A 23,019-nucleotide genomic window follows, 5' to 3' on the forward strand; every position below is an offset into this window, starting at 1 on the left:
TATCCCTGTTTGATGACGTTTTTTGATGATGACGGTTTTCAGGCGGATGGCCGGGCCGGATCAGACCGCGTCCATACCGGTTTCGCCGGTGCGGATTCGCACGACCTCCTCGATGTTGGAGACGAAGATCTTGCCGTCGCCGATACGGCCTGTCTGGGCCGCCTTGCGGATGGCCTCGATCGCGCCTTCGACAGCGTCATCGCCGAGCACGACCTCGATCTTCACCTTGGGCAGAAAATCGACGACATATTCGGCGCCGCGGTAGAGTTCGGTATGGCCCTTCTGACGACCGAAGCCTTTCGCCTCGGTAACCGTGATGCCTTGCAGTCCGGCCTCCTGAAGCGCTTCCTTCACTTCGTCCAGCTTGAATGGCTTGATGATCGCTTCGATCTTTTTCATGTAAAAAGTGGCCTCCACTGCCAAAAAAACGGGTTGTGAGCCCCGCTTGCGCCTCCATCAAGCACGAACTGTGCCAATTGGACGGATTTGAAGCGGTCTCATACGATTTCAAAGCCGCGCCGCGCCGGGATGCAAATTCGCGTCATTCACTGCATCAGGTGCGGCATGGGCTGCTGAAGCCTACACAGCGCCAGCATGTGCGTCCGCACAATAATTAGGCATATCGCCTATCCGGTGGGCGGTTTTGTGCCTGCGATGCCCTCATCCCAACGAAATGACCCGCAAATTTTGCCAACTCCCCTTTGTTTGCTTCGGATCGAAAATTGGACAATGCTTGATCGAATGCGGATCGGCAATCCATGAGCAACGAACTTCATTCCCCGGCCGAAATGAGCGAGGCCGATCGGCTGACGATTGCCGCCGGTCCAACCCACGGTATCGACCTGATGCGGCGCGCCGGCGAAGCGGTCGCAGCTGTGGTCCTCAAGCGCTACCCGGCGGCGACGCACGTCCACGTGCTTTGCGGACCCGGCAACAATGGCGGCGATGGCTATATCGTTGCCCGCATCCTAGCCGGCAGCGGCGTCGGCACGACGATCTGGGCAAGCGGGACGCCGAGGCCGGAAAGCGATGCGGCACTCGCCGCCGCGCAATGCCCGGTCAAGCCTCGACCACTGTCGGATTTTGCCGCCGAGGCCGGCTCGATCGTGGTCGACGCGCTCTATGGGGCAGGGCTGTCCAAGCCGCTGTCCGGCGATGCCGCGAAAGCCGTCGATACTGCCACAGCCCTGCGCCTGCCTGTCGTCGCGGTCGACCTGCCGTCGGGTGTCTCTGGGGCCAGCGGCGAAATATTGGGCAAGGCGTTTCGCGCCGAGGTCACCGTCACCTTCGCGCGAAAAAAGCCTGGCCACCTGCTGCTCCCGGGACGGGAACGATGTGGCGAGATCGTGCTCGCCGATATCGGCATCGGCGACGGCATCATCGCCCAGCTCACCGTGTCGACCTTCGAGAATGTGCCGGACCTGTGGTTACGGGAATTTCCCGTGCCGGCCGTGGACGCACACAAATACAATCGCGGCCATGTCGGCGTCTTTTCCGGTGGCCCGAGCGCCACCGGCGCGGCGCGGCTGTCGGCACTTGCCGCAGCGAGATGCGGGGCAGGGGCGGTCACCGTGCTGTCGCCAGCCAATGCCATGCAGGTCAATGCCGCGCATCTCACCTCGATCATGTTGCGCAAGGCCGACGACAGCGTCGACATCGACTCGTTCATCGGCGAACGCCGACCGTCGGCCTTTGTTCTCGGGCCAGGCTTTGGCGTTGGCGAAAAGACGCGGAAATTTGCACTCGCGCTGCTCACCTCTGGCGAGCAGCGGGATACCTCAACCCGGATTGACGGCCTCGTGTTCGACGCCGACGCGATCACCTCGTTTCGCGAGGCGCCCGACGTCTTGTTCCAAGCTTCTCGCCAACCGGACGCACCGGCTCTGGTGATGACGCCGCACGACGGAGAGTTCGCCAGGCTGTTTCCCGGCATCGCCGATGACGTTGCCACATCCAAACTGGCCAGGGCGCGTTTGGCCGCGGCACGTGCAAATGCCATCATCGTCTACAAGGGCGCCGACACCGTGATCGCGGCGCCGAACGGCCTTGCGGCGATCAACAGCAACGGCGCGGCATGGCTTGCCACCGCAGGCTCGGGCGACGTGCTGTCCGGCATCATCGCCGGGCTGCTTGCGCAAGGCATGCCGGCGTTCGAAGCGGCCTGCGCCGCGGTGTGGATCCATGCCGAAGCCGGCAGCCGGTTCGGGCCGGGGCTGATCGCCGAGGATCTGCCGCGGGCGCTGGTGCCGGTGCTGCGCGAACTTGTCGAAGCGCGTACGGGCGCTCCATGAGCCGCGCCCTGGCTCTGCTGCTCGCCACCTTCTTTGCTGTGTTCGCGGCGTCTGAAGCGCGCGCCGAAGGTCCTGTGACGATCGTCGGTGACCCGGCAGTGCTCGCGGTGCTCGATGCCAAGGGGTATGGCTTCGCCGGTCTTTTTAGCACGCCAGACGAGGGTGATCTAAAAACCCTCTACGACAAGGCGCCGGCCTATCACGCTGTCGTCGAGACTGTAGCGGCCGATGTTGCCGCACTGCGCGCCGACATGAAAGCCGGCGGGCGGCCGCTTTACGAGGTTACCGACGGCAATGTCGGCCGCATCATGGACATGCGCTGGCTGAAGACCGATGCCGCGCGCTTCCGACTGGTCGGCGTCGTCAACCGGCTCGACCGTCGCGACTTCGCGGTGCTGCTGGGTGACAGGAGCTGCGGCGAGGTGCGCTTCATCTACCGACTTGCCTACAGTTTCCGGAAAAACGGCAAGCTGCTGGCGTCGCGTCTGCCGTTCAATTTCAACGCCGTCTACAGCGCGGCACCCGATGCCGATGGCGGCTGCGTCGGCGTTGCCGGACGCTGGACGCCACAGCTTGACGAGACCGTCGATGCTGGCTGGCTGACCGGCGGACCGCTGGAGAAAGCCGGGCTGACCTTCAAGCAGCTGGAACTCAACGCACAGGTGGTGCGCTTTCCCTCCGGTCAGGAAACCGAGTTCGGCGGCCAGGCAGCCTATCTCATGCGGATATTCGGCATCGATGGCGGGACGGTCAGCGAGAAGCCGCTGGAGAACACGCCGGACACCGCACGGCTCTCGCAAGACGCGGCGCTGAAGGCAAGGCTCGCCGCCTATGTCAGCGCCAATCTGCCGGCGGTCGATGAAGGCGTCTACGAAATCCCCGACGAGTTCCTGGCCAGGAAGGTCATCTCCTGGTCGACCTTCGGCAGTGCGCGACAGGCCAACCACCCGTTCACGCCGCTGTTCCAACCCGGGGAATTCGCGTCGCTCGATTATTCCGGGCTGAAACTGGTGCGCACGCCTGAAGCGCTGGTCGAGCGGCTGGATAATGGCGCCTGCCAGGGGTGCCATCAGGCTGGTTCGACGGCGGGGTTCCACTTCATTGGTCTCGACGACAAGACGACGTCGCCGTTGAACCGCATCGAGGTCGGCATTTCGCCGCATCTTCACGCCGAAATCCCGCGCCGTCAGGCTTGGCTGCGCGCCATGGCGCAAGGCAAGGAGCCGAACCGCTTCCGTCCGCTCTCCTTTGCACCGCCGGCTGCCTGGACGGACGCCGGCGCGGTCGACTACGCGCCGGCAGAGATGGCAATGCCGTGCCTGATGCCGGAAGATGCCGCCCGCTTCGGCACCACCTGGCAGTGCGGCAGCGGCACGGTCTGCACGCCGCTGGCGACGGCATCGGGGGTGCGGACCAAGCTGGCACAATGCCTGCTGCCCAAGGACAGCGAAAAGATGTTTTCCGGCCATCCCTGCCTGACCGGCTCGATCGCCAGCAACGAAGCGCAGCCGTTCAACGACCGCTACAGCATATCGGGCCAGTTCGCGGCTTTCGCACCGGACGTCTCGCGCACCGCTTACACCTGCCGTCCGCCGAAGATCGGTGTGCCTGCCGGAATTGCTTATCGCGGCTGCGACGACAAGGACCGTGTCTTCGCGGCCTTCAAAGCCGGTAAGCCGATGCCGAACGAGATCTGCGGGCTGGTCGGCGGCAAGAAATTCGACATCTGCGTGGCCACCAACAACTTCGACCAATGCCTTGGCGGCGCCGTCAATCGCGGCAACAGGCCGGCCTGTTCGGCCGATCATTTCTGCCGCGAGGACTATATGTGTCAATCGCTGCCGCCCGATACGCCTGGCATCGGCAAGATCAGGGGCATCGGCTTCTGTTCGCCGACCTATTTCATCTTCCAGATGCGCATCGACAACCATGCGACGCCTTGGGGCAGTTCCGTGCGTGCCACCATGGGAGCGGGGTTTGGCGCGGCGGAAGAGGAATGATCTGCCCTGTTGCGACCAACTGGATACGTCCGCCCGACAGGATGCCTCACAGCGGGATATTGTCGTGCTTCTTCCAGGGGTTCTGCATGTCCTTGTTGCGCAGCATCCGGAGCGCGCGCGCGATGCGGCGGCGGGTCGAGTGCGGCATGATCACCTCATCGACATAACCGCGCTCGGCGGCGACGAAGGGGGACAGGAAGCGATCCTCGTAAGCCTTTGTATGGGCTGCGATCTTTTCGGCGTCGCCGATGTCCTTGCGGTAGATGATCTCGACCGCGCCCCGGGCGCCCATCACGGCGATCTGTGCAGTCGGCCAGGCATAGTTCATGTCGCCGCGCAGGTGTTTTGACGCCATCACGTCATAGGCGCCGCCGTAGGCTTTTCTGGTGATGACGGTGATCTTCGGCACGGTGGCCTCGGCATAGGCGAACAGGAGTTTCGCGCCGTGCTTGATCAGCCCGCCATATTCCTGCGCCGTGCCGGGCAGGAAGCCGGGAACATCGACAAAGGTGACGATCGGGATCGAAAAGCAGTCGCAGAAGCGCACGAAACGGGCAGCCTTGCGGCTGGCGTCCGAATCGAGCACGCCCGCCAGCACCATCGGCTGGTTGGCGACGAAGCCGACGGTGCGGCCCTCGACGCGCCCGAACCCGGTGACGATGTTCTTGGCGAAATTCTGCTGGATCTCGAAGAAGTCGCTTTCATCGGCGACCTTCAGGATCAACTCCTTGATGTCGTAGGGCTTGTTGGCATTGTCGGGGATCAGCCGGTCGAGCGACAGATCGTGGTCGGTGACCGACTGGTAGCATTCGATCTCCGGGAGCTCCGACGTGTTGGAGGCGGGCAGCAGGTCGACCAGCCGGCGCATCTGCAGCAGTGCTTCGACGTCATTGTCATAGGCGCCGTCGGCGATCGAGGATTTCGTCGTGTGGACGGAGGCGCCGCCGAGGCTCTCGGCGGTCACCGTCTCATTGGTGACGGTCTTCACCACATCCGGTCCGGTGACGAACATGTAGGAGGTGTCGCGCACCATGAAGATGAAGTCGGTCATCGCCGGCGAATAGACATCGCCGCCGGCACAAGGACCCATGATCAGCGAAATCTGCGGAATGACACCGGAGGCGAGCACGTTGCGCTGAAAGATCTCGGCATAGCCGCCCAGTGCGGCCACGCCTTCCTGGATGCGCGCGCCGCCGGCGTCATAAAGGCCGATGATCGGCGCACGGTTGCGCAGAGCCATCTCTTGCACCTTGATGACCTTTTCGGCATGCGCTTCCGACAGCGAACCGCCGAACACGGTAAAGTCCTTGGCGAACAGGTAAACCGGGCGGCCGTTGACGGTGCCCCAGCCGGTGACCACACCGTCGCCGGCGATCTTGGTCTTCTCCATGCCGAAATCGGTCGAGCGGTGCTCGACATACATGTCGAATTCCTCGAACGAGCCCTCGTCGAGAAAGACCTCGATGCGCTCGCGCGCGGTGAGCTTGCCCTTCTTGTGCTGTGCATCGATGCGGTCCTGGCCGCCACCCATGCGGGCGATGTCGCGGCGGCGTTCGAGTTCCTTCAGCACGTCCTTCATCGGTTATCTCCCAGGCCAGCGGCATTTCGTGGTAATCGTGCCGGCAAGCGAGCGCAAGCACCGCTTGCGCCATGGTTTTGTTGCGCTGCAGCATGACGCCCCTTGCATTTGGCCGCGAACTGGGCCATATGCGGCGACATAGGCGCTTGGGCCGGGAACAATCCGGCCTTCTCGACAAATGAGACTGGTTGCGTCTGTTTTCCCTCTTTCCGGTATATCGGCCCCTCTTTCCGGTACATCACAAAGCGGCGAAAAAGCCCCGTGGTATGATGCCTGCGGGCACGACAGCGCAGCCGAGTGGACGATCCCGTCCGCCCGCCTTGTCGTTTCATGACAATTTATCCGACGGCAGGTTGCGCCCTGCCGCCATTGATGTTTGCGGCCAGGAGCCGCGTGAAAGAAGAATATTTTGACCAACGAAAACACTTTGCTCGGTACTGGGGAACTCTCTGGTTTCGCAGCACTTGGAATTACGGGCGCGCTGCTCAAGGCGACCCATGCCGCCGGCTTCACCGAGCCGAAGCCGATCCAGACCCAGGCGATCCCGCCGCAGCTGGAAGGCCGTGACATTTTCGGCATTGCCCAGACCGGTTCGGGCAAGACCGCGGCCTTTGCGCTGCCGATCCTGTCGAAGATCATCGCTCTCGGCACCAAGCGCCGGCCGAAGACGGCGCGTGCGCTGATTCTGGCGCCGACGCGCGAACTCGCCGTGCAGATCGAGGACATGATCAAGTTGCTCGCCAAGGGCGCGCATGTCTCGACCGCGCTCGTGCTCGGTGGCGTCTCGCGCTTCAGCCAGGTGAAGAAGGTTGCGCCCGGCGTCGACATCCTGATCGCCACACCAGGCCGGCTGACCGATCTGGTGCGTGAGGGCGACCTCGTGCTTGCCGACACCAAATGGCTGGTGCTGGACGAAGGCGACCGCATGCTGGATATGGGCTTCATCAACGACGTCAAGCGCATCGCCAAGGCGACCGCGCCCGACCGTCAGACGGTGCTGTTCTCCGCGACCATGCCAGCCGAAATCGCCGAACTGGCGAAAGGCCTGTTGAAGAACCCGATCCGCGTCGAAGTCGCCCCCCACAGCACGGCGGCAGCCGAGATCGTGCAGGGCGTCGTCTTTGCCCGCACCAAGCAGAAGCGCCAGGTGCTGTCGACCATGCTCGCCGACGAGGCGATGAAGTCCGTCATCATCTTTTCGCGCACCAAGCATGGTGCCGACCGGGTGACCAAGGACCTCGAGCGCGACGGCTTCAAGGCCGCCGTCATCCATGGCAACAAGTCGCAGAACGCCCGCCAGAAGGCGCTGAACGATTTCCGTGAGGGCTCGGTGCGCATTCTGGTGGCGACCGACATCGCGGCGCGCGGCATCGACGTGCCCGGCATCAGCCATGTCGTGAATTTCGACCTGCCGGACGAAGCCGAGAGCTATGTCCACCGCATCGGCCGCACCGGCCGCAACGGTATGGACGGTATCGCCATCACGCTCTGCGATCCGTCGGAAAACAGCAAGCTGCGCCAGGTCGAGCGCATCATCCGCACCAAGCTGCCGATCGTTGCCGACCATCTCGGCAGCCCTGATCCGCTGCGCAATCCGGCTGAAAAGAACGAGCGCTTCGAGCCGGCCAATGACCGCAACGGCAATGGTCGTCGCGACGGCAGGCGGCCCGGTGGTGAGAACAAGGGCAACGGCTTTGGCAAGAAGCGCTTCGGCGACAAGCCGGCCTTCGCTGGCGAGCGCAAGCCGGAAGGCGCCAAGCCTTTCAAGGGCAACAACAAGCGCCGCTTTGGCGGTAAGCGTCCGGCTGCGCGGGCTGCGTAAGCCAGACCGCGTTGTAATCAGTCAAGCTTAGGCTGGCTGATTGCCCATGAGTGACAAAGAAAGGGCGGCTGAAGCGATGCTTCGGTCGCCCTTTTCGTCTGGAGGCTACTTGGCCACCGCCTCGACCCAGACGGCGATCCTTTGCGCCAGAAAGGTCGTGGTCGACGGCGACATTGCATCGCCGGCGATGACGTGGTTGTCGGGATCGCCGGTGTCGTCGACCGGAACCAGTTCATGCGGCGCGCCCCAGCGCCCGGCGCTTTCGCGGGTGCGGTCTTCGCGCACCACTCTGTCGGAATCGGAGAAGATGAAGAGAGCCGGTATCGTCGCCTTTTCCACCGGCGCGGCGTAGGCGAGTTCGGTCAGCGCCGCCATCGGCAGTGTCGCGGCCATCGGATATTTGTGCGTCCAGAATTTCTCGTGCAGGGCGTTGCGGGTCGGAAAGCTGCGTTCCTTGCCGCCGACGAGCTCGGCAATCTGCTTGCCCCAGGGCATGGTCAGGATTTCGGCGCCGGACGCCTTGACGCCGAAATTCGGCGAGATGAACGCAATCGCCGCCACACCGTCCGACGCGCCCGGCTGCGTTGCCGCCCATGTCGCCAGCGAGCCGCCGGTCGAGGTCGAGATGACGATCACCTTGTCGCCGATCGCCCTGCCGATGGCGAGCGCCTCCTCATAATCGTTGATCCAGGCATTGACGCTGCCTTGCATCATCGCCGCCCCGTCCTGCCCGTGACCGGTAAGGCGGGTGTAGAACAGATTGGCGTCGAGCTGGTCGGCCACCTCGTCCGGCAGCGGGCGGACCTCGCCCTTCGATGCGGAAAAGCCGTGGATATAGACGATCGACAGCGGCGTCCTGGCATGCACCATCGGATTGGCCCACACGATCTCCTTCTCCAGCCCGTCACGGATTCCGGGTATGGCGGCTTCTATCTTCGCCACATAGGCCTGCGGATCGTCGCCTATGACCGAGGGATCGAAACGGATCGTGGTGTCGATTTTGACGCGCGGGCCAAGCACGAAAGCCAGTGCGAGGACAACGACAAGGCCCAGCACAGCAAGCACGATCCGTCGCCCCATCGCAGACTCCACGCAACAATCCCTCAGCCTATGGCGGCGGTCACAAACAGGCAACGCTCTGCCCGGAGAGGGGAACTTGCCAATGTCGATGGCGTTCTATTCGCTTTGTGGCTTGCGGTCGTAGTGCAACGGACGCGCCTTCCAACTGGTCATCAGGCTGATCACCCCTCTGCACAGCGGCCTCGGCAGCAGGCTGAGCAGTTTCAGAGGCCAGCTCAGCCGGCGCGGGAAGGTGACTTCGAAGCCGCCGGACTTGATGCCCTGGGCCATACGGCGCGTCGCGCGGCTGACCGGCATCAGCCCCGGCATCGGCAGCATGTTCTTCTCGGTCAGAGCGGTGTCGATGAAGCCCGGGTTGATCACCTGGATACGCACATTCATCTTGTCGAAGTCATATTTCAGCGACTCGGCCAGGATGTTGATCGCCGCCTTGGTGCCGCCATAGGCGGCCGTGGTCGGCCAGCCGAAATAGGCGGTGACCGAGCCGACCAGCACGACGTGGCCGCGTGCCCGCACACGCATGCGCTGGATGACGGGCACCAGGCCGTTGATGATGCCGAAATAGTTGACATCGAAGGACCGGCGAAAGTCGTTGACGACTAGATTTTCTCCCGGCGTCGAAATGTAGTTCCCGGCATTGAAGACGGCGAGCACGATAGGCCCGAGTTCCTTCTCGATCGCGGCGACGGTTTTTGCCATGCGCGGCTCGTCGGTGACATCACAGGGAAAGGCCGTGACACTGCCCGGCATCTGCGCGGTCTCGACGACAAGCGTGTCGATCGGATCGTCGTCGAGCGCTGTCACCGCGACGGCATAGCCCTGGGACGCAAGATCCCTGGCCAGTGAACGGCCGATGCCGCTGCTGCCGCCCGTGATCCAGGCGACGCCGTGCTTCGGATTGGCTCGATAGAGTGTCATGCTGCGCCCTGTCGACTTGTTCGTGCCTTGCTCTAGCGATGAAGAAATCGAATGAAAAGAGTGCTTTCATCACAGTGAGGAAATGAACTGTGGGCCATGAAGGCGATATTGAGAAGCGTCGGCGCGGCAACAGTGCCGCAAATGCGACTGGTCCAGACAAATTCTTGCCTTGAAACCGAAGCTTCGGGTTTCTACGGTTTCGGCGCAGCTACACAAGGAATCCTGAATGCCCCGTTCTGTGATCGACGTGATCGGCAACACGCCTCTGATCCGCCTCAACAAAGCGTCTGAACAAACCAGTTGCGAGATCCTGGGCAAGGCCGAGTTCATGAATCCGGGCCAGTCGGTCAAGGATCGCGCCGGTCTGTTCATCATCCGCGACGCCGAGCAGCGCGGGCTGCTGAAGCCCGGCGGCGTCATTGTCGAGGGAACGGCCGGCAATACCGGCATCGGGCTGACGCTGGTCGCCAAGGCGCTGGGATACCGCACCGTCATCGTCATTCCCGACACGCAGAGTCAGGAAAAGAAGGACACCATCAAGCTGCTCGGCGCCGAGCTGATCGAGGTGCCTGCGGTGCCTTACAAGAACCCCAACAATTACGTGAAACTGTCGGGGCGGCTGGCCGAGCAGATGGCGCGGACGGAGCCGAACGGCGCCATCTGGGCCAACCAGTTCGACAATGTCGCCAACCGTGACGGTCATATCCGCACCACGGCGCAGGAGATCTGGAACCAGACCGGCGGCAAGGTCGACGGCTTTGTCTCGGCGGTCGGTTCGGGCGGAACGCTCGCCGGTGTCGCCTTCGGATTGAAAGCCAGGAGCAAGGACGTCAAGATCGCGCTCGCCGATCCGCTGGGGGCCGCGCTCTACAGTTTCTACACCAGCGGTGAGTTGAAGTCCGAAGGCAGCTCGATCACCGAAGGCATCGGGCAGGGGCGCATCACCGCCAATCTCGATGGCTTCACGCCGGATTTTTCGTTCCAGATCCCGGACGAGGATGCGCTGCCGATCGTCTTCGACCTGATCCAGGAAGAAGGCCTTTGCGTCGGTGGCTCGACCGGCATCAACATTGCCGGCGCGATCCGTCTGGCACGCGAACTTGGGCCCGGCCACACCATCGTGACCATCCTTTGCGACTATGGCACGCGCTATCAATCGAAGCTGTTCAACCCGGAATTCCTGCGCGAGAAGAACCTGCCGATACCGGGCTGGATGGAGCAGCGGAGCACGATTTCGGTGCCGTTCGAAAAGGTCTCGTGATGGCGCACCGGACCGAAGCGCTGTTTCGCGACGACGCCTATCTGCGCACGGCGGATGCCACGGTCGTTGCCGTCAACGACCGCGGCGGCATCATTCTCGACCGGACGATCTTCTACGCCACCTCGGGCGGCCAACCGGGCGATACCGGTTATCTCGAACGCGCCGATGGCAGCCGCATCGCCATCGCCGCCACCATTACGGGCGAGACCAAGGACGAGATCATCCATGTGCCGGCGCTGGAGCAGAGGGTTCCAGAGGTCGGTGATCGCTTGAGCCTGGCGATCGACTGGGAGCGCCGGCATCTTTTGATGCGCATGCACGCGGCTTGTCACCTGCTCACTGTGGTCTGCCCGTTCCCGATCACGGGCGCGTCTGTTTCCGAGGATGACAGCCGCGTCGATTTCGATATTCCCGACGCCAGCTTCAGCAAGGAAGAGGTGACGGCGAGCCTGATGGATCTGGTGCGGGCCGATCACCCGATCTTCACCAGGCTGATCAGTGACGAGGAACTGGCCGCCAACCCCGGCCTGGTGAAATCCAAGAACGTCCGGCCGCCGGTTGGCACCGGCAAAATCCGCCTGGTCTGCATCGGTGACAACGCTTCGGTGGATAGCCAGCCCTGCGGCGGCACCCATGTCAAAAGCACCGGTGAAGTCGGCGAAATCCATATCGGCAAGATCGAGAAGAAGGGCCGTGAGAACCGGCGCTTCCGCATCCGCTTCGGCCCGGATGCCGGCGAACTGATGCATGTCGCCCAAAAGTGGCCCCGGTTTTGAGACAACGACATGCATAAAAACAAGACTTAAAGCGCGTCACCGGAACCCGTTTCAACGCGAAGCGCTTTAATCGGACAATCACCGCCAAAAGGCGAGCAGGAGAAAAAATGGCCGAGGACAGTCCTTTCACCGTCGACGCGGATTGGCTGCAGCAGCGCCTCGGCGAGCCGGGTCTGACGATCATCGACGCATCCTGGTATCTCCCGGCGCAGAAGCGCGATGCGCGCGGCGAATACCAGGCCGCCCACATTCCGGGCGCACGGTTTCTGGATCAGGATGCGGTTTCGGACCCGGATTCGCCGCTGCCGCATACGTTGCCGTCACCGCAGCATTTTGCCCAGTATGTCGGGTCGATGGGTGTTTCGGCCGACGACACCATCGTCGTTTATGACGGTCCGGGTTTCTTCTCAGCGCCTCGGGCGTGGTGGATGTTTCGCGTGATGGGCGTCTTCCAGACCTATATTCTGGACGGCGGCTTCGATGGCTGGAAAGCGGCCGGCCGGCCGGTAACGGCCGAACCGACCAAGATCGCGCCAAGTGTGTTTCATGCCAATTTCGACGCCGGTCGCGTCGCCAGCCTCGCCGACATGCGCCGGATCGTCGATACCGGGGAAAGCCAGATCGCCGATGCCCGTGGACCGGGCCGCTTTTCCGGCACGGAGCCTGAACCGCGCGCCGGTATCCGCTCCGGCCATATGCCTGGCGCGCGCAATCTGCCCTATTCGGCGCTGTCGGAAAATGGCGAGCTGTTGTCGAAGGACCGCCTGCGCAAGGTGATGGAGGCGGCGGGCATCGATCTGTCGAAACCCGTCATCACTTCGTGCGGTTCCGGCATTACAGCCGCGGTGGCGACGCTGGCGCTGGAAACGCTTGGCCATACCGACAACAGGCTCTACGACGGTTCGTGGACGGAGTGGGGTGGGCGTTCCGACACGCCCGTCGTGACCGGCAAGGAATGAAGACGATGGAAAACGGCGCGCTGGAAGACATCGAAGTCACGGTGACGTTTCTCGAGATGCATGTGCCGCCGGCCTATTCGCCACCGGTGCCCTACAACCGTCAGGTCGCGCTGTTGAAGACCAAGGACATTCCCCTGCATTTCTACCGCTATTTGATGGACCGGGTGGGACGCAAATGGCACTGGGTCAATGTGCTGAGGCTGGATGACGACGAGCTTTCAGCCGGCATCCACCGCGAGGACCGCGACATCAGGGTGCTCTATCTCGACGGTGCGCCGGCCGGCTTCTTCGACCTCAAGCCGCATCTGCCGGAAGAAGTCGAACTCGCCTATTTCGGCATGATGGAACATGCGACAGGGCAAGGCATCGGCCGCTGGTTCCTGGGTGCGGCGATTGCAGCGGCGTGGTCGTACGGGCCCAAGCGGGTGACGGTGCAGACCTGCACGCTCGATCATCCGGCGGCTTTGCCGCTCTACCAGAAGCTCGGCTTTGCGCCGGTGGCGCAGAAGAAGGAAATCGTGCATCCGCTGCCTTTCGGTGAACGCTCGGCCAGCGTCATGCGGCCGTGACATCAACTAAAAACTGAACCATTCGCTAACTCGCAGGAATCGGGTGGGAAGCACTGACGTGAAGGCATAATTTCCGGTCGACGACACCGGAGATTTTACCATGACCATCCAGTTCAAAGCTCTGCCGACCCGGGATGTCAGGGCCCTGCAGTTTGGCGGTCCCGATGCTTACGGCCACACGCCCGAGCGAAAGATTTCCGACGGGGACGGCATGCCTTGCCGGCATTGTCTGAAGAACATCGCCGCCGGCGACGCCTACCTCATTCTGGCTTACCGGCCATTCCCGGAGCTTCAGCCCTATGCCGAAACCGGGCCGATCTTCCTGCATGCCGAAGAATGCGACCGCGCCGCCGAGACCGAGGTGCTACCCGAGATTCTCGAAAGCCCTGACTACATCGTGCGCGGCTACGGCAGGGATGACCGTATCGTCTACGGCAGCGGCGGTGTCATCCCGACCGGAGCAATTGCTGCGCGGGCCGAGACCTTGTTCGAGCGCGACGATATCGCCTATGTCCATGTCCGCTCGGCGCGCAACAATTGCTACCAGTGCCGCATCGAGCGCGCCTGAGGCATTGGAACCGCCGGGCGGAGAGCGCTTGTCGTACTCCCGTCGCATAATCGCGCTAGACAGCGATTGTCGATCGATTTGCCGACCGCGGATGAACCGGCGGCAAATCTCGATATCGAGGAAGCGGGGCTTTGGCTCCGCTTTTTTGTTGCCCGCCGTCAGGTCAAGAAAAAACCCGCCGGAATGAACCGGCGGGCTGACAGGAGGTCGCTTTTAAGGGTGAAGTCAGGCCGCGAGAACGGCTTTCGGCTCAACCAGTTCGTAGCCGAGTGCCTCGGCGACCGCCCGGTTGGTGATCTTGCCCTTGTGAACATTGAGGCCGTTACGCAGGTGGTGGTCGTCGACCAGCGCCTTCAGGCCCTTGTCGGCAAGCTGCAGGCCATAGTGAAGCGTTGCGTTGTTGAGCGCGTGGGCTGACGTGACCGGCACCGCGCCGGGCATGTTGGCGACGCAGTAGTGAATGACGCCGTCAACCTCGTAGGTCGGGTCGGCATGGGTGGTGGCGTGCGAGGTCTCGAAGCAGCCGCCCTGGTCGATGGCGACGTCGACCAGCACCGAACCCTTCTTCATGCCCGACAGCATTTCGCGCGAAACCAGCTTGGGTGCCGCGGCGCCCGGAATCAGCACGGCGCCGACGACGATGTCGGCCGAAAAGCACTCTTCCTCGAGCGCCTCGACGGTCGAGTAACGGGTGTGCACCCGGCCGGCAAAGAGGTCGTCGAGCTGGCGCAGGCGCGGGATCGAGCGGTCGATGATGGTGACGTCCGCGCCAAGACCCGCCGCCATCCTGGCCGCGTGCAGGCCGACGACGCCACCGCCGAGCACGGTGACCTTGCCGGGCAGCACGCCGGGCACGCCGCCGAGCAGCACGCCGCGGCCGCCATTGGCCTTCTGCAGAGCCGTGGCGCCGGCCTGGATCGATAGCCGTCCGGCGACTTCTGACATCGGCGCCAGCAGCGGCAGGCCGCCACGGTCGTCGGTCACGGTCTCGTAGGCGATTGCGGTCACGCCGGAAGCGAGCAGGCCCTTGGTCTGCTCCGGATCCGGAGCCAGGTGGAGATAGGTATAGAGAATCTGGCCTTCGCGAAGCTGCGCCCATTCATTGGGTTGCGGCTCCTTGACCTTGACGATCATGTCCGACTTGGCGAACACGTCGGCTGCCGTCTTGGCGATCGTTGCGCCAGCCGCGCGGTAGGCGTTGTCATCGGCGCCGATGCCGGCGCCGGCGCCGGTCTCGACCAGCACTTCATGGCCATGGGCGACATATTCGCGAACCGAGCCCGGCGTGAGGCCGACGCGATATTCGTGGTTCTTGATTTCCTTGGGGCAGCCGACGCGCATTGTCTTCTCCTGATCCGGCCCTTTGGGCTCGTTTCCCTGTATCAGTAGAGTGAACCACGAATCGCTGTGCAGGTGTTTGCGAATGCGCTTGCGCGAACAGCTCGGTTTCGATAATCGTTGCGCAAAATAGTGGAATATTCGCAGGATTCACGAAAAATGCCGCTCGACAGGATCGATATCGCCATTCTCGAGACTTTGCAGAAGGATGGCAGGATACCCAATGCAGCACTTGCCGAGAAGGTTGGCCTGTCGCAGTCGGCGTGTTCGCGCCGGCTCGACAATCTGGAGAAATCCGGAACCATCCGCGGCTACCACGCCCGGCTTTCCAATGCCGCACTTGGCCACCAGATGACGGCGATCGTGCATATATCGCTGTCGGGGCAGTTCGAGAAGACACTGTCGGACTTCGAGGCGGCGATCAAGCGCTGCCCCAACGTGCTGTCCTGCCATCTGATGTCGGGTGAATATGATTATATTCTACGCATCGCGGCCAAGGATCTCGTCGACTATGAGCGCATCCACAAGGAATGGCTGTCGGCGATGCCACATGTGACCAAGATCAACTCGTCGTTTGCGTTGCGTGAAATCGTTGACCGTACCGCGATGGGCATGAAGCCGGAAATGGCTTAACGCCAAAGGCACACCCGGACGTCCTTCCCAACATAGCATGCGCCTTCGCGGCGAAGTTCTCCCCAATCTCCTGGTTCACCGTGGGTTGCGCGAATATCCGAGTTCCCATAGCCTTCCCAAAAATCACCGTCCTTGTAGATAACTGCCCAGTAATCTTCGGACATTTCACCAGCCCCACTATTCGTATCAGGATAGTCGATACCTGCAAAAACTTGCCGGGGCCCCTGGATATTAAAATCGCCGCCCTTCTCGATTTGATAGGAGCATCTTCCGGATATGCGAGTCTGACCGTTAACAATAAGCAGGCAGCGGCCCCACTTATAACCGCTCGGTAAACGATGCTGTGGTTGCGCATGCGAAGGCGAAAAGGAAAACGCAATTGCAAGGGCAGCCGCTATAGTTCGTCCGATCATCTTATCATCCGTTGTGAAGCAGCCGATCTAAAGAGCGACCGGACACTGTTGGATCCGCCCAGAGCGCATGTCGAAACCGTCCGCCGCAGCATGGTCCCCTTAAAGATCAAAATATTTATCGACCAAGTCGGATTTTTGTCACGTGACATTCGCGCTGCTACACGGCGGGAGTATGTTTCGATTGAAACGCGTTGGTCCGTACCTGAGGTGTTTTTACGTGATCCCGGCCAACTGGCCTCGCTGCTGTCGTGTCCGCGTTTCAAGGGTGAATCATATTCGCAGCGAAACAGAAATCCAGCCGGTCTCATTTTCCAAACAGGGTCTTAGGCCTCGGTGACGATCCGATCCATCGGGATGTCGTGCGGCTGCGGGTAGATGGTGGCGATGCGCTGCAGGCCGTAGCCGACGCCGATGATCAGCGGCTTGAAGGGCATCGCAGCCAGCGTGCGGTCGAAGAAGCCGCCGCCATAGCCCAGGCGGTAGTTCCCGGGATCGATACCGACGATCGGCGAGATGACGATGTCCGGCAGCACCGGATCGCCCTCGGCCGGGATCGGGATGTTCCAGACACCTTTTTCCAGCCGGTCTCCCGGCGCGTAGGCGCGGAAGATCAGCGGCTGCCCTTTCTCGACAACGATGGGCAGGGCGGTGCGGCCGCCGCGTGCGTTGACGGACGCCATCCATGGCCGCAGGTCCGGCTCGCCGCGAAACGGCCAGTAGAGACTGACCATGCGGCCGGCGATCTTGCCGACGATTGCGTCGAGACCTTCCGCAATGCGTTGCGACATCACCGTTCTCGCGTCGGCCGAAACGGCAAGACGGGCGGCGATCAGGCGTTCGCGCTCGACCTTGCGCCAGCGTCTCACATCGGTCCAGTCGCTCAACGGCGCCCGAAATTTCGGATCCAGTTCATGCATGAAGCAGGGCGGCGAAGAATACTGCGCCGGGCCTTCTTCGTCATGATCGTCAGCCATGCCTCACCTCGTCTTGCTGTTTCGAGAACGCTATACCCGGCCACGGGGTCCGACATGTGCATTCACGACATTCAAGGGCGACTCCCAGGCAATCATCAAAGGACGGAACGTTGTTGCGGTGCACAAAAATACCTACATCAGATCGGATGCATTGGGGTGAATGAGATGAACCAGGCCAGCCATCACATCGTCGTTGTCGGCGCGGGTTTCGGCGGTCTCGAATTCACCCGAGCGCTTGCCGGCGCGCCGGTCCGCATCACCATGATCGACAAGCGCAACCATCACCTTTTCCAGCCGCTGCTCTACCAGGTGGCGACCACGGCGCTGGCGACGTCCGAGATTGCCTGGCCGGTCCGCCACCTCCTGCGCAAGCGCAAGGATGTGACGACGCTGCTCGCCAATGTCGTCGGTGTCGACCGGCCCAGCAAGCGCGTGCTGCTCGATGATGGCAGTGCGGTCGCCTACGACACGCTGCTGCTCGCCACCGGTGCCCGCCACGCCTATTTCGGCCATGACGAATGGGAACCTTTCGCGCCCGGCCTGAAGACGCTGGAGGACGCCACCACTGTTCGGCGGCGCATTCTTTTGGCCTTCGAGCAGGCCGAGCGGGAGACCGATCCCGCCAAGCGCCAGGCGCTGCTGACCATTGCGATCGTCGGTGGCGGGCCGACCGGCGTCGAGCTTGCCGGCACCATCGTCGAACTGGCGCATGACACGCTGCGCGGTGAATTCCGCAACATCGATACACGGCAAACGCGCGTCGTTCTGATCGAGGCCGGCGACCGTATTCTGGCCAATTTTGCACCGAAACTTTCCGACTATGCCATGAAGGCGCTCGAGCGGCTCGGCGTGACGATCGAACTCGGCCGGGCCGTTACGCGGTGCGACGCCGAGGGCGTCGTCTTCGGCGACAAGCATCTGGCGGCAAGCACAATCCTGTGGGCGGCGGGCGTCGCCGCCTCGCCAGCCGCCGAATGGCTCAGCGCGGCCGCGGACCGGGCGGGCAGGGTGCTGGTCGAGCGTGACTTGAGCGTGCCGGGCAGCCCGGAGATTTTCGTCGTCGGCGACGCCGCTCATGTGCTGAGGCCGGACCGGCGGCCCGTTCCCGGCGTTGCGCCGGCCGCCAAGCAGCAGGGCCGGCATGTTGCCGCCACGCTGAAGGCGCGGCTTGCCGGCGACACCAGCCCACGGCCATTTCGCTATAGACATGACGGCGACCTCGCCACGATCGGCAAGCGCGCCGCGGTGATCGATTTCGGCTGGATCAAGCTGACCGGCTGGGCGGCCTGGTGGCTGTGGGGCATAGCCCACATCTATTTCCTGATCGGCTTTCGCAACCGGCTTGCGGTTTCGTTGAGCTGGCTATGGATCTACGCGACGGGCCAGCGCAGCGCGCGGCTTATCACCCAGGGCGACGACGACAAGGGCTGATTTCTTCACCTAGGCCGTTCATCCGCACGTCATCTGGAACTGATCGACTGGCGGCTTGATGCGCGCGACTTGTTGAATGGACTCAGATGGGTTTCGGCGCGAAGTTCGCTTCGGGGCAGGGCTGTCACGTTGTCGAAGAAGGAGAACTCATGTCGCGACTGCACTATCCCGTCTCCCGCCGCGATCTCCTTGCGGGTGCTGCCGCCGCAGGAGCGTTGATCATGCTGCATCCGTTCTCCGCCCGCGCACAGGCCAACCAGGCCCATCTTAGGATCATGGAAACCACCGACATCCATGTGAATGTGCTGCCTTACGATTACTACGCCGACAAAGCGAACGACACGATGGGCCTGTCGCGCACGGCTTCCCTGATCGACGCAGTGCGCAGGGAAGCCGTCAATTCGATGCTGATCGACAATGGCGACCTGCTGCAGGGCAATCCGATGGGCGACTACATCGCCTATGAGAGGGGCATGAAGGATGGTGATCTGCATCCGATCATGAAAGGCATGAACCTGCTTGGTTACGAATGCTCGACGCTGGGCAACCACGAGTTCAACTACGGCCTGTCGTTCATGGACAAGGTGCTGGCCGGTGCCAATTTTCCCTTCGTCTGCGCCAATTTGATCCGTGGCACCGAGCTTGCCGCGAACCCGCGCGACGACAAGCTCTATCTCAAGCCCTATGTCATCCTCGACAAGAAGATCAAGGACGGTTCGGGCGTCGATCAGCCGATCAGGATCGGCATCATCGGCTTCGTGCCGCCGCAGATCATGGTCTGGGACCTCAAGAATCTGGAGGGCAACGTCAAGACGCGCGACATCGTCGAGGCGGCCAAGGCCTGGGTGCCGCAGATGAAGGAGGAAGGCGCCGACATCGTCATCGCGCTCTCGCACTCCGGCATCGACGTGAAGCAGGGTGACATGATGGAAAACGCATCGTTCTTCGTCGCCGGTGTCAACGGCATCGATGCGGTGTTCACCGGCCATCAGCATCTGGTCTTCCCCGGCAAGAAGGATTTCCAGTCGCTGGACGGCGTCGACACGCAAAAAGGCACGCTGCAGGGCAAGCCCGCCGTGATGGGCGGCTTCTGGGGCTCGCATATGGGGCTGATCGACCTGATGCTGGAGCGCGACGGGTCAAAATGGAAGGTCGTTTCCGCGACATCCGAGGCGCGACCGATCTTCGAACGCGTCGACAACAAGGCCAAGCCGATAGTCCCTGATGACAAGCGCATCATCGCGGCACTCGAGCAGGATCACCAGGCGACACTGGCCTATGTGCGGCGGCCTGTCGGCAAGACCTCCGCTCCGCTCTATTCCTATTTCGCGCTGGTCGCCGACGATCCGTCGGTGCAGGTCGTCAGCCAGGCGCAGACCTGGTACCTCAGAGACATTCTCAAGAACACGCAGTGGAAGGACGTGCCGTTGCTGTCGGCCGCCGCTCCCTTCAAGGCCGGCGGACGCAGCGGCGCCGACTACTATACCGACGTGCCGGCGGGCGACATCGCCATCAAGAACGTCGCCGATCTCTATCTCTACCCGAACACCGTGCGAGCCGTCGAAATCACCGGCGCGCAGGTCAAGGAGTGGCTGGAAATGTCGGCCGGCATCTTCAACCGGATCGAACCGGGCAAGGCCGACCAAGCGCTCATCAACACCGACTTCCCGTCCTACAATTTCGACGTCATCGACGGCGTCAGCTACAAAATCGACCTATCGCAGCCGCCGAAATACGATGCCAAGGGCGGGCTGGCGAATGCCGGCGCCAATCGTATCGTCGACCTGATGTTCGATGGCAAACCGATTGATCCCAAACAGAAATTCGTCGTTGCGACCAACAACTACCGTGCCGGCGGTGGCGGCAATTTCCCCGACATCAATGCCTCGAAGATCATCTACGAGGCGCCGGACACCAATCGCGACGTCATCGTTCGCTACATCATAAGCGAGGGCACGATCAACCCGTCGGCGGACGGCAACTGGTCGTTCGCGCCGCTGCCTGGAACCAGCGCCGTGTTCGAAACCGGCGCCAAGGCGAAGGATTTCATTGCCGAGGTGAAGTCGCTGAAGATCGAGCCGGCAGGTGAGGGCGAAGCGGGATTTGCGAAATACCGCATCCTTCTCTGATTGTAGCGGTGTAGACTCGAATCCACGCCGTCACGGCGGCGTGGACCTATGCCTTGTAGACCACCTGGCGCACGTCGATGTAGCTGGCGCGGAAGCCAGCCTCGCAATAATGCAGGTAGAACTCCCAGAGCTTCTTGAAGCGGTCGTCGAAGCCGAGCGGGACGATCTTTTCCCATGACGCCCAGAACCGGTGACGCCATTCGGCGAGCGTACGCGCGTAGTCATCCGGAAAAACGCGCTCGCGCAGATGGGCAAGGCCATGATCCTTGCCGAGTGCCTTCAGGATCGACGGCGTCGGCAGCATGCCACCCGGGAAAACGTAGCGCTGGATGAAATCCGGCCTTGCGCGATAGGTGTCGTAAGACGCTTCGTTGATGGTGATGATCTGCAGCCCGGCGGTGCCGCCGGGCTTCAGACAGGCCTTCATCTTGCTGAAGAACACCGGCCAGTATTTCTCGCCGACCGCCTCGAACATCTCGATCGAGGCGATGCGGTCATAGGTGCCGGTTTCGTCGCGATAATCCTGCAGCTTGATGTCGACCTTGTCGGCAAGCCCGGCCTTGGCGATGCGCGCCTTGGCGAAATCGTGCTGCTCGCGGCTGATCGTCAACCCGGTCACACGGCAGCCGATCTCGCGTGCCGCGAATTCGGCGAAGCCGCCCCAGCCGCAGCCGATCTCCAGCACGTGGTCCTTCGGACCGATGCCCGTATCCTTGGCCAGGGCGCGATATTTGGCGGCCTGGGCGCTTTCGAGGTCATTGGCGCCGGTCGCGTAGAGCGCCGAGGAATAGGTCATGCTCGGATCGAGCCATTCCTTGTAGAAGGCGTTGCCGAGGTCGTAATGCGCCGAAATATTGCGCTTCGAGCCGGTGCGTGTGTTCTCGTTGAACCAGTGCCGGATGCGCTGCACGGTGTTGATGAGCCAGCTGGCGCCGCCAGCAACGCGTTCGCCGATGGCCGAATTGACCACGAACAGCTCCAGGAAGCAGGTGACGTCAGGGCTTTCCCAATCGCCGTCCATATAGGATTCGGCAACGCCGATCGTGCCGCCGGAAAAGGCACGGCCGGGCAAGCGCCAGTTCTTGAGCACCAGTTCGGCGTCTGGGCCAGGTCCTTTGCCCCCGACCATGACGGCGCGTCCGTCCGGCATCCGGACCTTCAGCGATCCGCGCGGCAGGTTCATCGCCGCCGACAGCACCATGCGCGCCTTCGCCGGCAAGCCCTTGACGATTTCGGCGAAATTGAATTCGTCCAGCCTGACCGCGTCGCTCAACGCTAGACCATGATGTTCCTTGTGTGCCATCTAACGCCCCTGGACTTCCGCGGTGTCGGCGCAAATTGCCGAGCCTCGGTTCTCGCGGTTCATTCGCCAGGTTCGAGCGCCATTGCCTGATCCCGGCAGCTGACCGGTTCGGCGACGGGCGGGCTCGAACGAAGCGCGCGCCCTTTAACCAGAGCTTCAGCGCTTCCCAGTGAATCCCTGCCACAATCTTCCACGTCATAGGGGGGAACTTCAAGGGGCAGGCTGCAAGCTGGGCTGTGCCAAGTCGAGGGCACTCGCCGGCGTGGATCTGGCTTTTACACAGCAAAGGCCGAACACGCCCAAAACGCCTATGGCTGCAACCCTGCTTGTGCGATAGTTTTAGCCATGCGTTATGTAATCGTCATTGCCGCCGTCGCCTTTTTCCTGATCTGGGACGGCCTCTACAATCAGGGCCGGTACCTCGACACCGCGGTAAGGGGTGTCACGCACGTCGTGCGATCCGTCACCGGCAAGACCTAAAACGCGTCGCGTTTGAACGGATTCAGGCGACGCGCTTTAGGTGTTTGTCCTTATGCATGTCGTTCTCGCAAAACCGGGGCCACTTTTGCGCGACATGCACTAGCGTCCATCCGCATGACTCGTTGCCGCGACATCCTTGTCGATTGACGCGGCCGTCCTGCCGTCACAAAAGACCCCGGCACTTAGATCGAGGAGGCGGGGTTGATCCGGCATATCGTTTTCTTCAGCGCGCGGCGTAAAGAGGATGTGGAGGCCGTGCACACCGGCCTGCAGGCGCTCGGCAACATTCCCCATTCCAGCCTGTTCGAGGTGACGCTCAACACCAAGGTTGACCCGCTGTCGGACGAGATCGACGTGGTCGTCTATGCCGAGTTCGCCGATGACGCGGCATTGGCCGCCTACAAGGCCCACCCGCTCTATGCGCAGACGACCAGCAAGGTCAAACCGATGCGTGAACTGCGTTATTCCGCCGATGTCGTGGCCGGCGGCTGATCA

At 62.3% G+C, this 23,019-nt stretch carries 21 protein-coding genes; 13 read left to right on the forward strand and 8 right to left on the reverse strand.

Going from position 1 to position 23,019, the window contains the following annotated elements:
• Positions 1-60: 60 nt before the first annotated feature.
• Positions 61-399: a P-II family nitrogen regulator gene (locus tag ACFFNA_RS23020; RefSeq protein WP_006205430.1), complete on the reverse strand. Its 339-nt coding sequence runs from the start codon at positions 397-399 to the stop codon at positions 61-63.
• Between the two features lie 359 nt (positions 400-758).
• Between ACFFNA_RS23020 and ACFFNA_RS23025 the strand changes: the two genes are divergently transcribed.
• On the forward strand, positions 759-2,291 hold the full coding sequence (locus tag ACFFNA_RS23025; protein ID WP_378921867.1) for an NAD(P)H-hydrate dehydratase: 1,533 nt from the start codon (positions 759-761) through the stop codon (positions 2,289-2,291).
• Positions 2,288-4,291, forward strand: coding sequence for a hypothetical protein (locus ACFFNA_RS23030; RefSeq protein WP_378921869.1), 2,004 nt, complete (start codon positions 2,288-2,290; stop codon positions 4,289-4,291). The genes ACFFNA_RS23025 and ACFFNA_RS23030 overlap by 4 nt, the downstream gene beginning before the upstream one ends.
• A 46-nt stretch (positions 4,292-4,337) precedes the next feature.
• On the opposite strand, the gene ACFFNA_RS23035 is transcribed toward ACFFNA_RS23030, so the two are convergent.
• Entirely contained in the window at positions 4,338-5,870 is a 1,533-nt protein-coding gene (locus tag ACFFNA_RS23035; RefSeq protein WP_378921871.1) for an acyl-CoA carboxylase subunit beta, read from the reverse strand.
• Positions 5,871-6,279: 409 nt separating this feature from the next.
• On the opposite strand from ACFFNA_RS23035, the gene ACFFNA_RS23040 reads away from it, so the two are divergent.
• A complete protein-coding gene (locus tag ACFFNA_RS23040; protein WP_111548998.1) occupies positions 6,280-7,692 on the forward strand; it encodes a DEAD/DEAH box helicase in 1,413 nt (470 codons plus the stop codon).
• Positions 7,693-7,797: 105 nt separating this feature from the next.
• Here ACFFNA_RS23040 and ACFFNA_RS23045 read toward each other — a convergent pair whose 3' ends face one another.
• Positions 7,798-8,772 (reverse strand): alpha/beta hydrolase, encoded by a 975-nt coding sequence (locus ACFFNA_RS23045; RefSeq protein ID WP_378921874.1) that lies wholly within the window; start codon positions 8,770-8,772, stop codon positions 7,798-7,800.
• Between the two features lie 96 nt (positions 8,773-8,868).
• Positions 8,869-9,690, reverse strand: coding sequence for an SDR family oxidoreductase (locus ACFFNA_RS23050; protein WP_378921876.1), 822 nt, complete (start codon positions 9,688-9,690; stop codon positions 8,869-8,871).
• A gap of 226 nt (positions 9,691-9,916) precedes the next feature.
• Between ACFFNA_RS23050 and ACFFNA_RS23055 the strand changes: the two genes are divergently transcribed.
• The 5 genes from ACFFNA_RS23055 to ACFFNA_RS23075 all read left to right on the forward strand — a co-directional run bounded on the left by ACFFNA_RS23055 (position 9,917) and on the right by ACFFNA_RS23075 (position 13,823).
• Positions 9,917-10,951, forward strand: a complete 1,035-nt coding sequence (locus tag ACFFNA_RS23055; RefSeq protein ID WP_378921878.1) for a cysteine synthase A — start codon at positions 9,917-9,919, stop codon at positions 10,949-10,951.
• Complete coding sequence (locus ACFFNA_RS23060) at positions 10,951-11,727, forward strand: alanyl-tRNA editing protein (protein WP_378921880.1); 777 nt, start codon at positions 10,951-10,953, stop codon at positions 11,725-11,727. The genes ACFFNA_RS23055 and ACFFNA_RS23060 overlap by 1 nt, the downstream gene beginning before the upstream one ends.
• A gap of 107 nt (positions 11,728-11,834) precedes the next feature.
• Positions 11,835-12,686, forward strand: a complete 852-nt coding sequence (gene sseA / locus ACFFNA_RS23065) for a 3-mercaptopyruvate sulfurtransferase (RefSeq protein ID WP_111549003.1) — start codon at positions 11,835-11,837, stop codon at positions 12,684-12,686.
• 5 nt (positions 12,687-12,691) lie between these two features.
• The gene (locus ACFFNA_RS23070) at positions 12,692-13,255 is read left to right on the forward strand and encodes a GNAT family N-acetyltransferase (RefSeq protein ID WP_378921882.1); all 564 of its coding nucleotides are present in this window, start codon (positions 12,692-12,694) and stop codon (positions 13,253-13,255) included.
• A 100-nt stretch (positions 13,256-13,355) separates the two neighbouring features.
• Positions 13,356-13,823 carry a DUF1203 domain-containing protein gene (locus tag ACFFNA_RS23075; RefSeq protein WP_378921884.1) on the forward strand — a complete coding sequence of 156 codons (468 nt, stop codon included), beginning with the start codon at positions 13,356-13,358 and terminating at the stop codon, positions 13,821-13,823.
• Between the two features lie 225 nt (positions 13,824-14,048).
• Here ACFFNA_RS23075 and ald read toward each other — a convergent pair whose 3' ends face one another.
• Complete coding sequence (gene ald / locus ACFFNA_RS23080; RefSeq protein WP_056588673.1) at positions 14,049-15,164, reverse strand: alanine dehydrogenase; 1,116 nt, start codon at positions 15,162-15,164, stop codon at positions 14,049-14,051.
• Positions 15,165-15,320: 156 nt separating this feature from the next.
• Between ald and ACFFNA_RS23085 the strand changes: the two genes are divergently transcribed.
• Positions 15,321-15,794: an Lrp/AsnC family transcriptional regulator gene (locus ACFFNA_RS23085; protein WP_010909317.1), complete on the forward strand. Its 474-nt coding sequence runs from the start codon at positions 15,321-15,323 to the stop codon at positions 15,792-15,794.
• Here the strand turns inward: ACFFNA_RS23085 and ACFFNA_RS23090 are convergent.
• Complete coding sequence (locus ACFFNA_RS23090) at positions 15,791-16,207, reverse strand: hypothetical protein (RefSeq protein ID WP_378921887.1); 417 nt, start codon at positions 16,205-16,207, stop codon at positions 15,791-15,793. The genes ACFFNA_RS23085 and ACFFNA_RS23090 overlap by 4 nt on opposite strands.
• 323 nt (positions 16,208-16,530) lie before the next feature.
• Positions 16,531-17,181 (reverse strand): 5-formyltetrahydrofolate cyclo-ligase, encoded by a 651-nt coding sequence (locus ACFFNA_RS23095; RefSeq protein ID WP_378921889.1) that lies wholly within the window; start codon positions 17,179-17,181, stop codon positions 16,531-16,533.
• A 165-nt stretch (positions 17,182-17,346) separates the two neighbouring features.
• Here ACFFNA_RS23095 and ACFFNA_RS23100 point away from each other — a divergent pair, with 165 nt between their 5' ends.
• Positions 17,347-18,612, forward strand: a complete 1,266-nt coding sequence (locus tag ACFFNA_RS23100) for an NAD(P)/FAD-dependent oxidoreductase (RefSeq protein ID WP_111549007.1) — start codon at positions 17,347-17,349, stop codon at positions 18,610-18,612.
• Between the two features lie 149 nt (positions 18,613-18,761).
• Entirely contained in the window at positions 18,762-20,741 is a 1,980-nt protein-coding gene (locus tag ACFFNA_RS23105; protein WP_378921891.1) for a bifunctional 2',3'-cyclic-nucleotide 2'-phosphodiesterase/3'-nucleotidase, read from the forward strand.
• Between the two features lie 46 nt (positions 20,742-20,787).
• Here the strand turns inward: ACFFNA_RS23105 and ACFFNA_RS23110 are convergent, their stop codons facing one another.
• Complete coding sequence (locus tag ACFFNA_RS23110) at positions 20,788-22,044, reverse strand: class I SAM-dependent methyltransferase (RefSeq protein WP_378921893.1); 1,257 nt, start codon at positions 22,042-22,044, stop codon at positions 20,788-20,790.
• A gap of 345 nt (positions 22,045-22,389) precedes the next feature.
• On the opposite strand from ACFFNA_RS23110, the gene ACFFNA_RS23115 reads away from it, so the two are divergent.
• Both ACFFNA_RS23115 and ACFFNA_RS23120 read left to right on the forward strand, forming a co-directional pair.
• A complete protein-coding gene (locus ACFFNA_RS23115) occupies positions 22,390-22,524 on the forward strand; it encodes a hypothetical protein (RefSeq protein WP_281005072.1) in 135 nt (44 codons plus the stop codon).
• 201 nt (positions 22,525-22,725) lie between these two features.
• Complete coding sequence (locus ACFFNA_RS23120) at positions 22,726-23,016, forward strand: Dabb family protein (RefSeq protein WP_378921895.1); 291 nt, start codon at positions 22,726-22,728, stop codon at positions 23,014-23,016.
• Positions 23,017-23,019 lie beyond the last annotated feature (3 nt).

This window comes from Mesorhizobium kowhaii (genome assembly GCF_042431665.1).
Taxonomy (GTDB): Bacteria; Pseudomonadota; Alphaproteobacteria; order Rhizobiales; family Rhizobiaceae; genus Mesorhizobium; species Mesorhizobium kowhaii.

Coding starts and splice junctions, on each gene's coding strand:
- ACFFNA_RS23045 (WP_378921874.1), bottom strand. CDS start 8,772: ATGGGGCGACGGATCGTGCTTGCTGTGCTGGGCCTTGTCGTTGTCCTC.
- sseA (WP_111549003.1), top strand. CDS start 11,835: ATGGCCGAGGACAGTCCTTTCACCGTCGACGCGGATTGGCTGCAGCAG.
- ACFFNA_RS23085 (WP_010909317.1), top strand. CDS start 15,321: ATGCCGCTCGACAGGATCGATATCGCCATTCTCGAGACTTTGCAGAAG.
- ACFFNA_RS23070 (WP_378921882.1), top strand. CDS start 12,692: ATGGAAAACGGCGCGCTGGAAGACATCGAAGTCACGGTGACGTTTCTC.
- ACFFNA_RS23030 (WP_378921869.1), top strand. CDS start 2,288: ATGAGCCGCGCCCTGGCTCTGCTGCTCGCCACCTTCTTTGCTGTGTTC.
- ACFFNA_RS23020 (WP_006205430.1), bottom strand. CDS start 399: ATGAAAAAGATCGAAGCGATCATCAAGCCATTCAAGCTGGACGAAGTG.
- ACFFNA_RS23025 (WP_378921867.1), top strand. CDS start 759: ATGAGCAACGAACTTCATTCCCCGGCCGAAATGAGCGAGGCCGATCGG.
- ACFFNA_RS23060 (WP_378921880.1), top strand. CDS start 10,951: ATGGCGCACCGGACCGAAGCGCTGTTTCGCGACGACGCCTATCTGCGC.
- ACFFNA_RS23110 (WP_378921893.1), bottom strand. CDS start 22,044: ATGGCACACAAGGAACATCATGGTCTAGCGTTGAGCGACGCGGTCAGG.
- ACFFNA_RS23035 (WP_378921871.1), bottom strand. CDS start 5,870: ATGAAGGACGTGCTGAAGGAACTCGAACGCCGCCGCGACATCGCCCGC.
- ACFFNA_RS23075 (WP_378921884.1), top strand. CDS start 13,356: ATGACCATCCAGTTCAAAGCTCTGCCGACCCGGGATGTCAGGGCCCTG.
- ACFFNA_RS23105 (WP_378921891.1), top strand. CDS start 18,762: ATGTCGCGACTGCACTATCCCGTCTCCCGCCGCGATCTCCTTGCGGGT.
- ACFFNA_RS23055 (WP_378921878.1), top strand. CDS start 9,917: ATGCCCCGTTCTGTGATCGACGTGATCGGCAACACGCCTCTGATCCGC.
- ACFFNA_RS23100 (WP_111549007.1), top strand. CDS start 17,347: ATGAACCAGGCCAGCCATCACATCGTCGTTGTCGGCGCGGGTTTCGGC.
- ACFFNA_RS23050 (WP_378921876.1), bottom strand. CDS start 9,690: ATGACACTCTATCGAGCCAATCCGAAGCACGGCGTCGCCTGGATCACG.
- ACFFNA_RS23095 (WP_378921889.1), bottom strand. CDS start 17,181: ATGGCTGACGATCATGACGAAGAAGGCCCGGCGCAGTATTCTTCGCCG.
- ACFFNA_RS23115 (WP_281005072.1), top strand. CDS start 22,390: ATGCGTTATGTAATCGTCATTGCCGCCGTCGCCTTTTTCCTGATCTGG.
- ACFFNA_RS23090 (WP_378921887.1), bottom strand. CDS start 16,207: ATGATCGGACGAACTATAGCGGCTGCCCTTGCAATTGCGTTTTCCTTT.
- ald (WP_056588673.1), bottom strand. CDS start 15,164: ATGCGCGTCGGCTGCCCCAAGGAAATCAAGAACCACGAATATCGCGTC.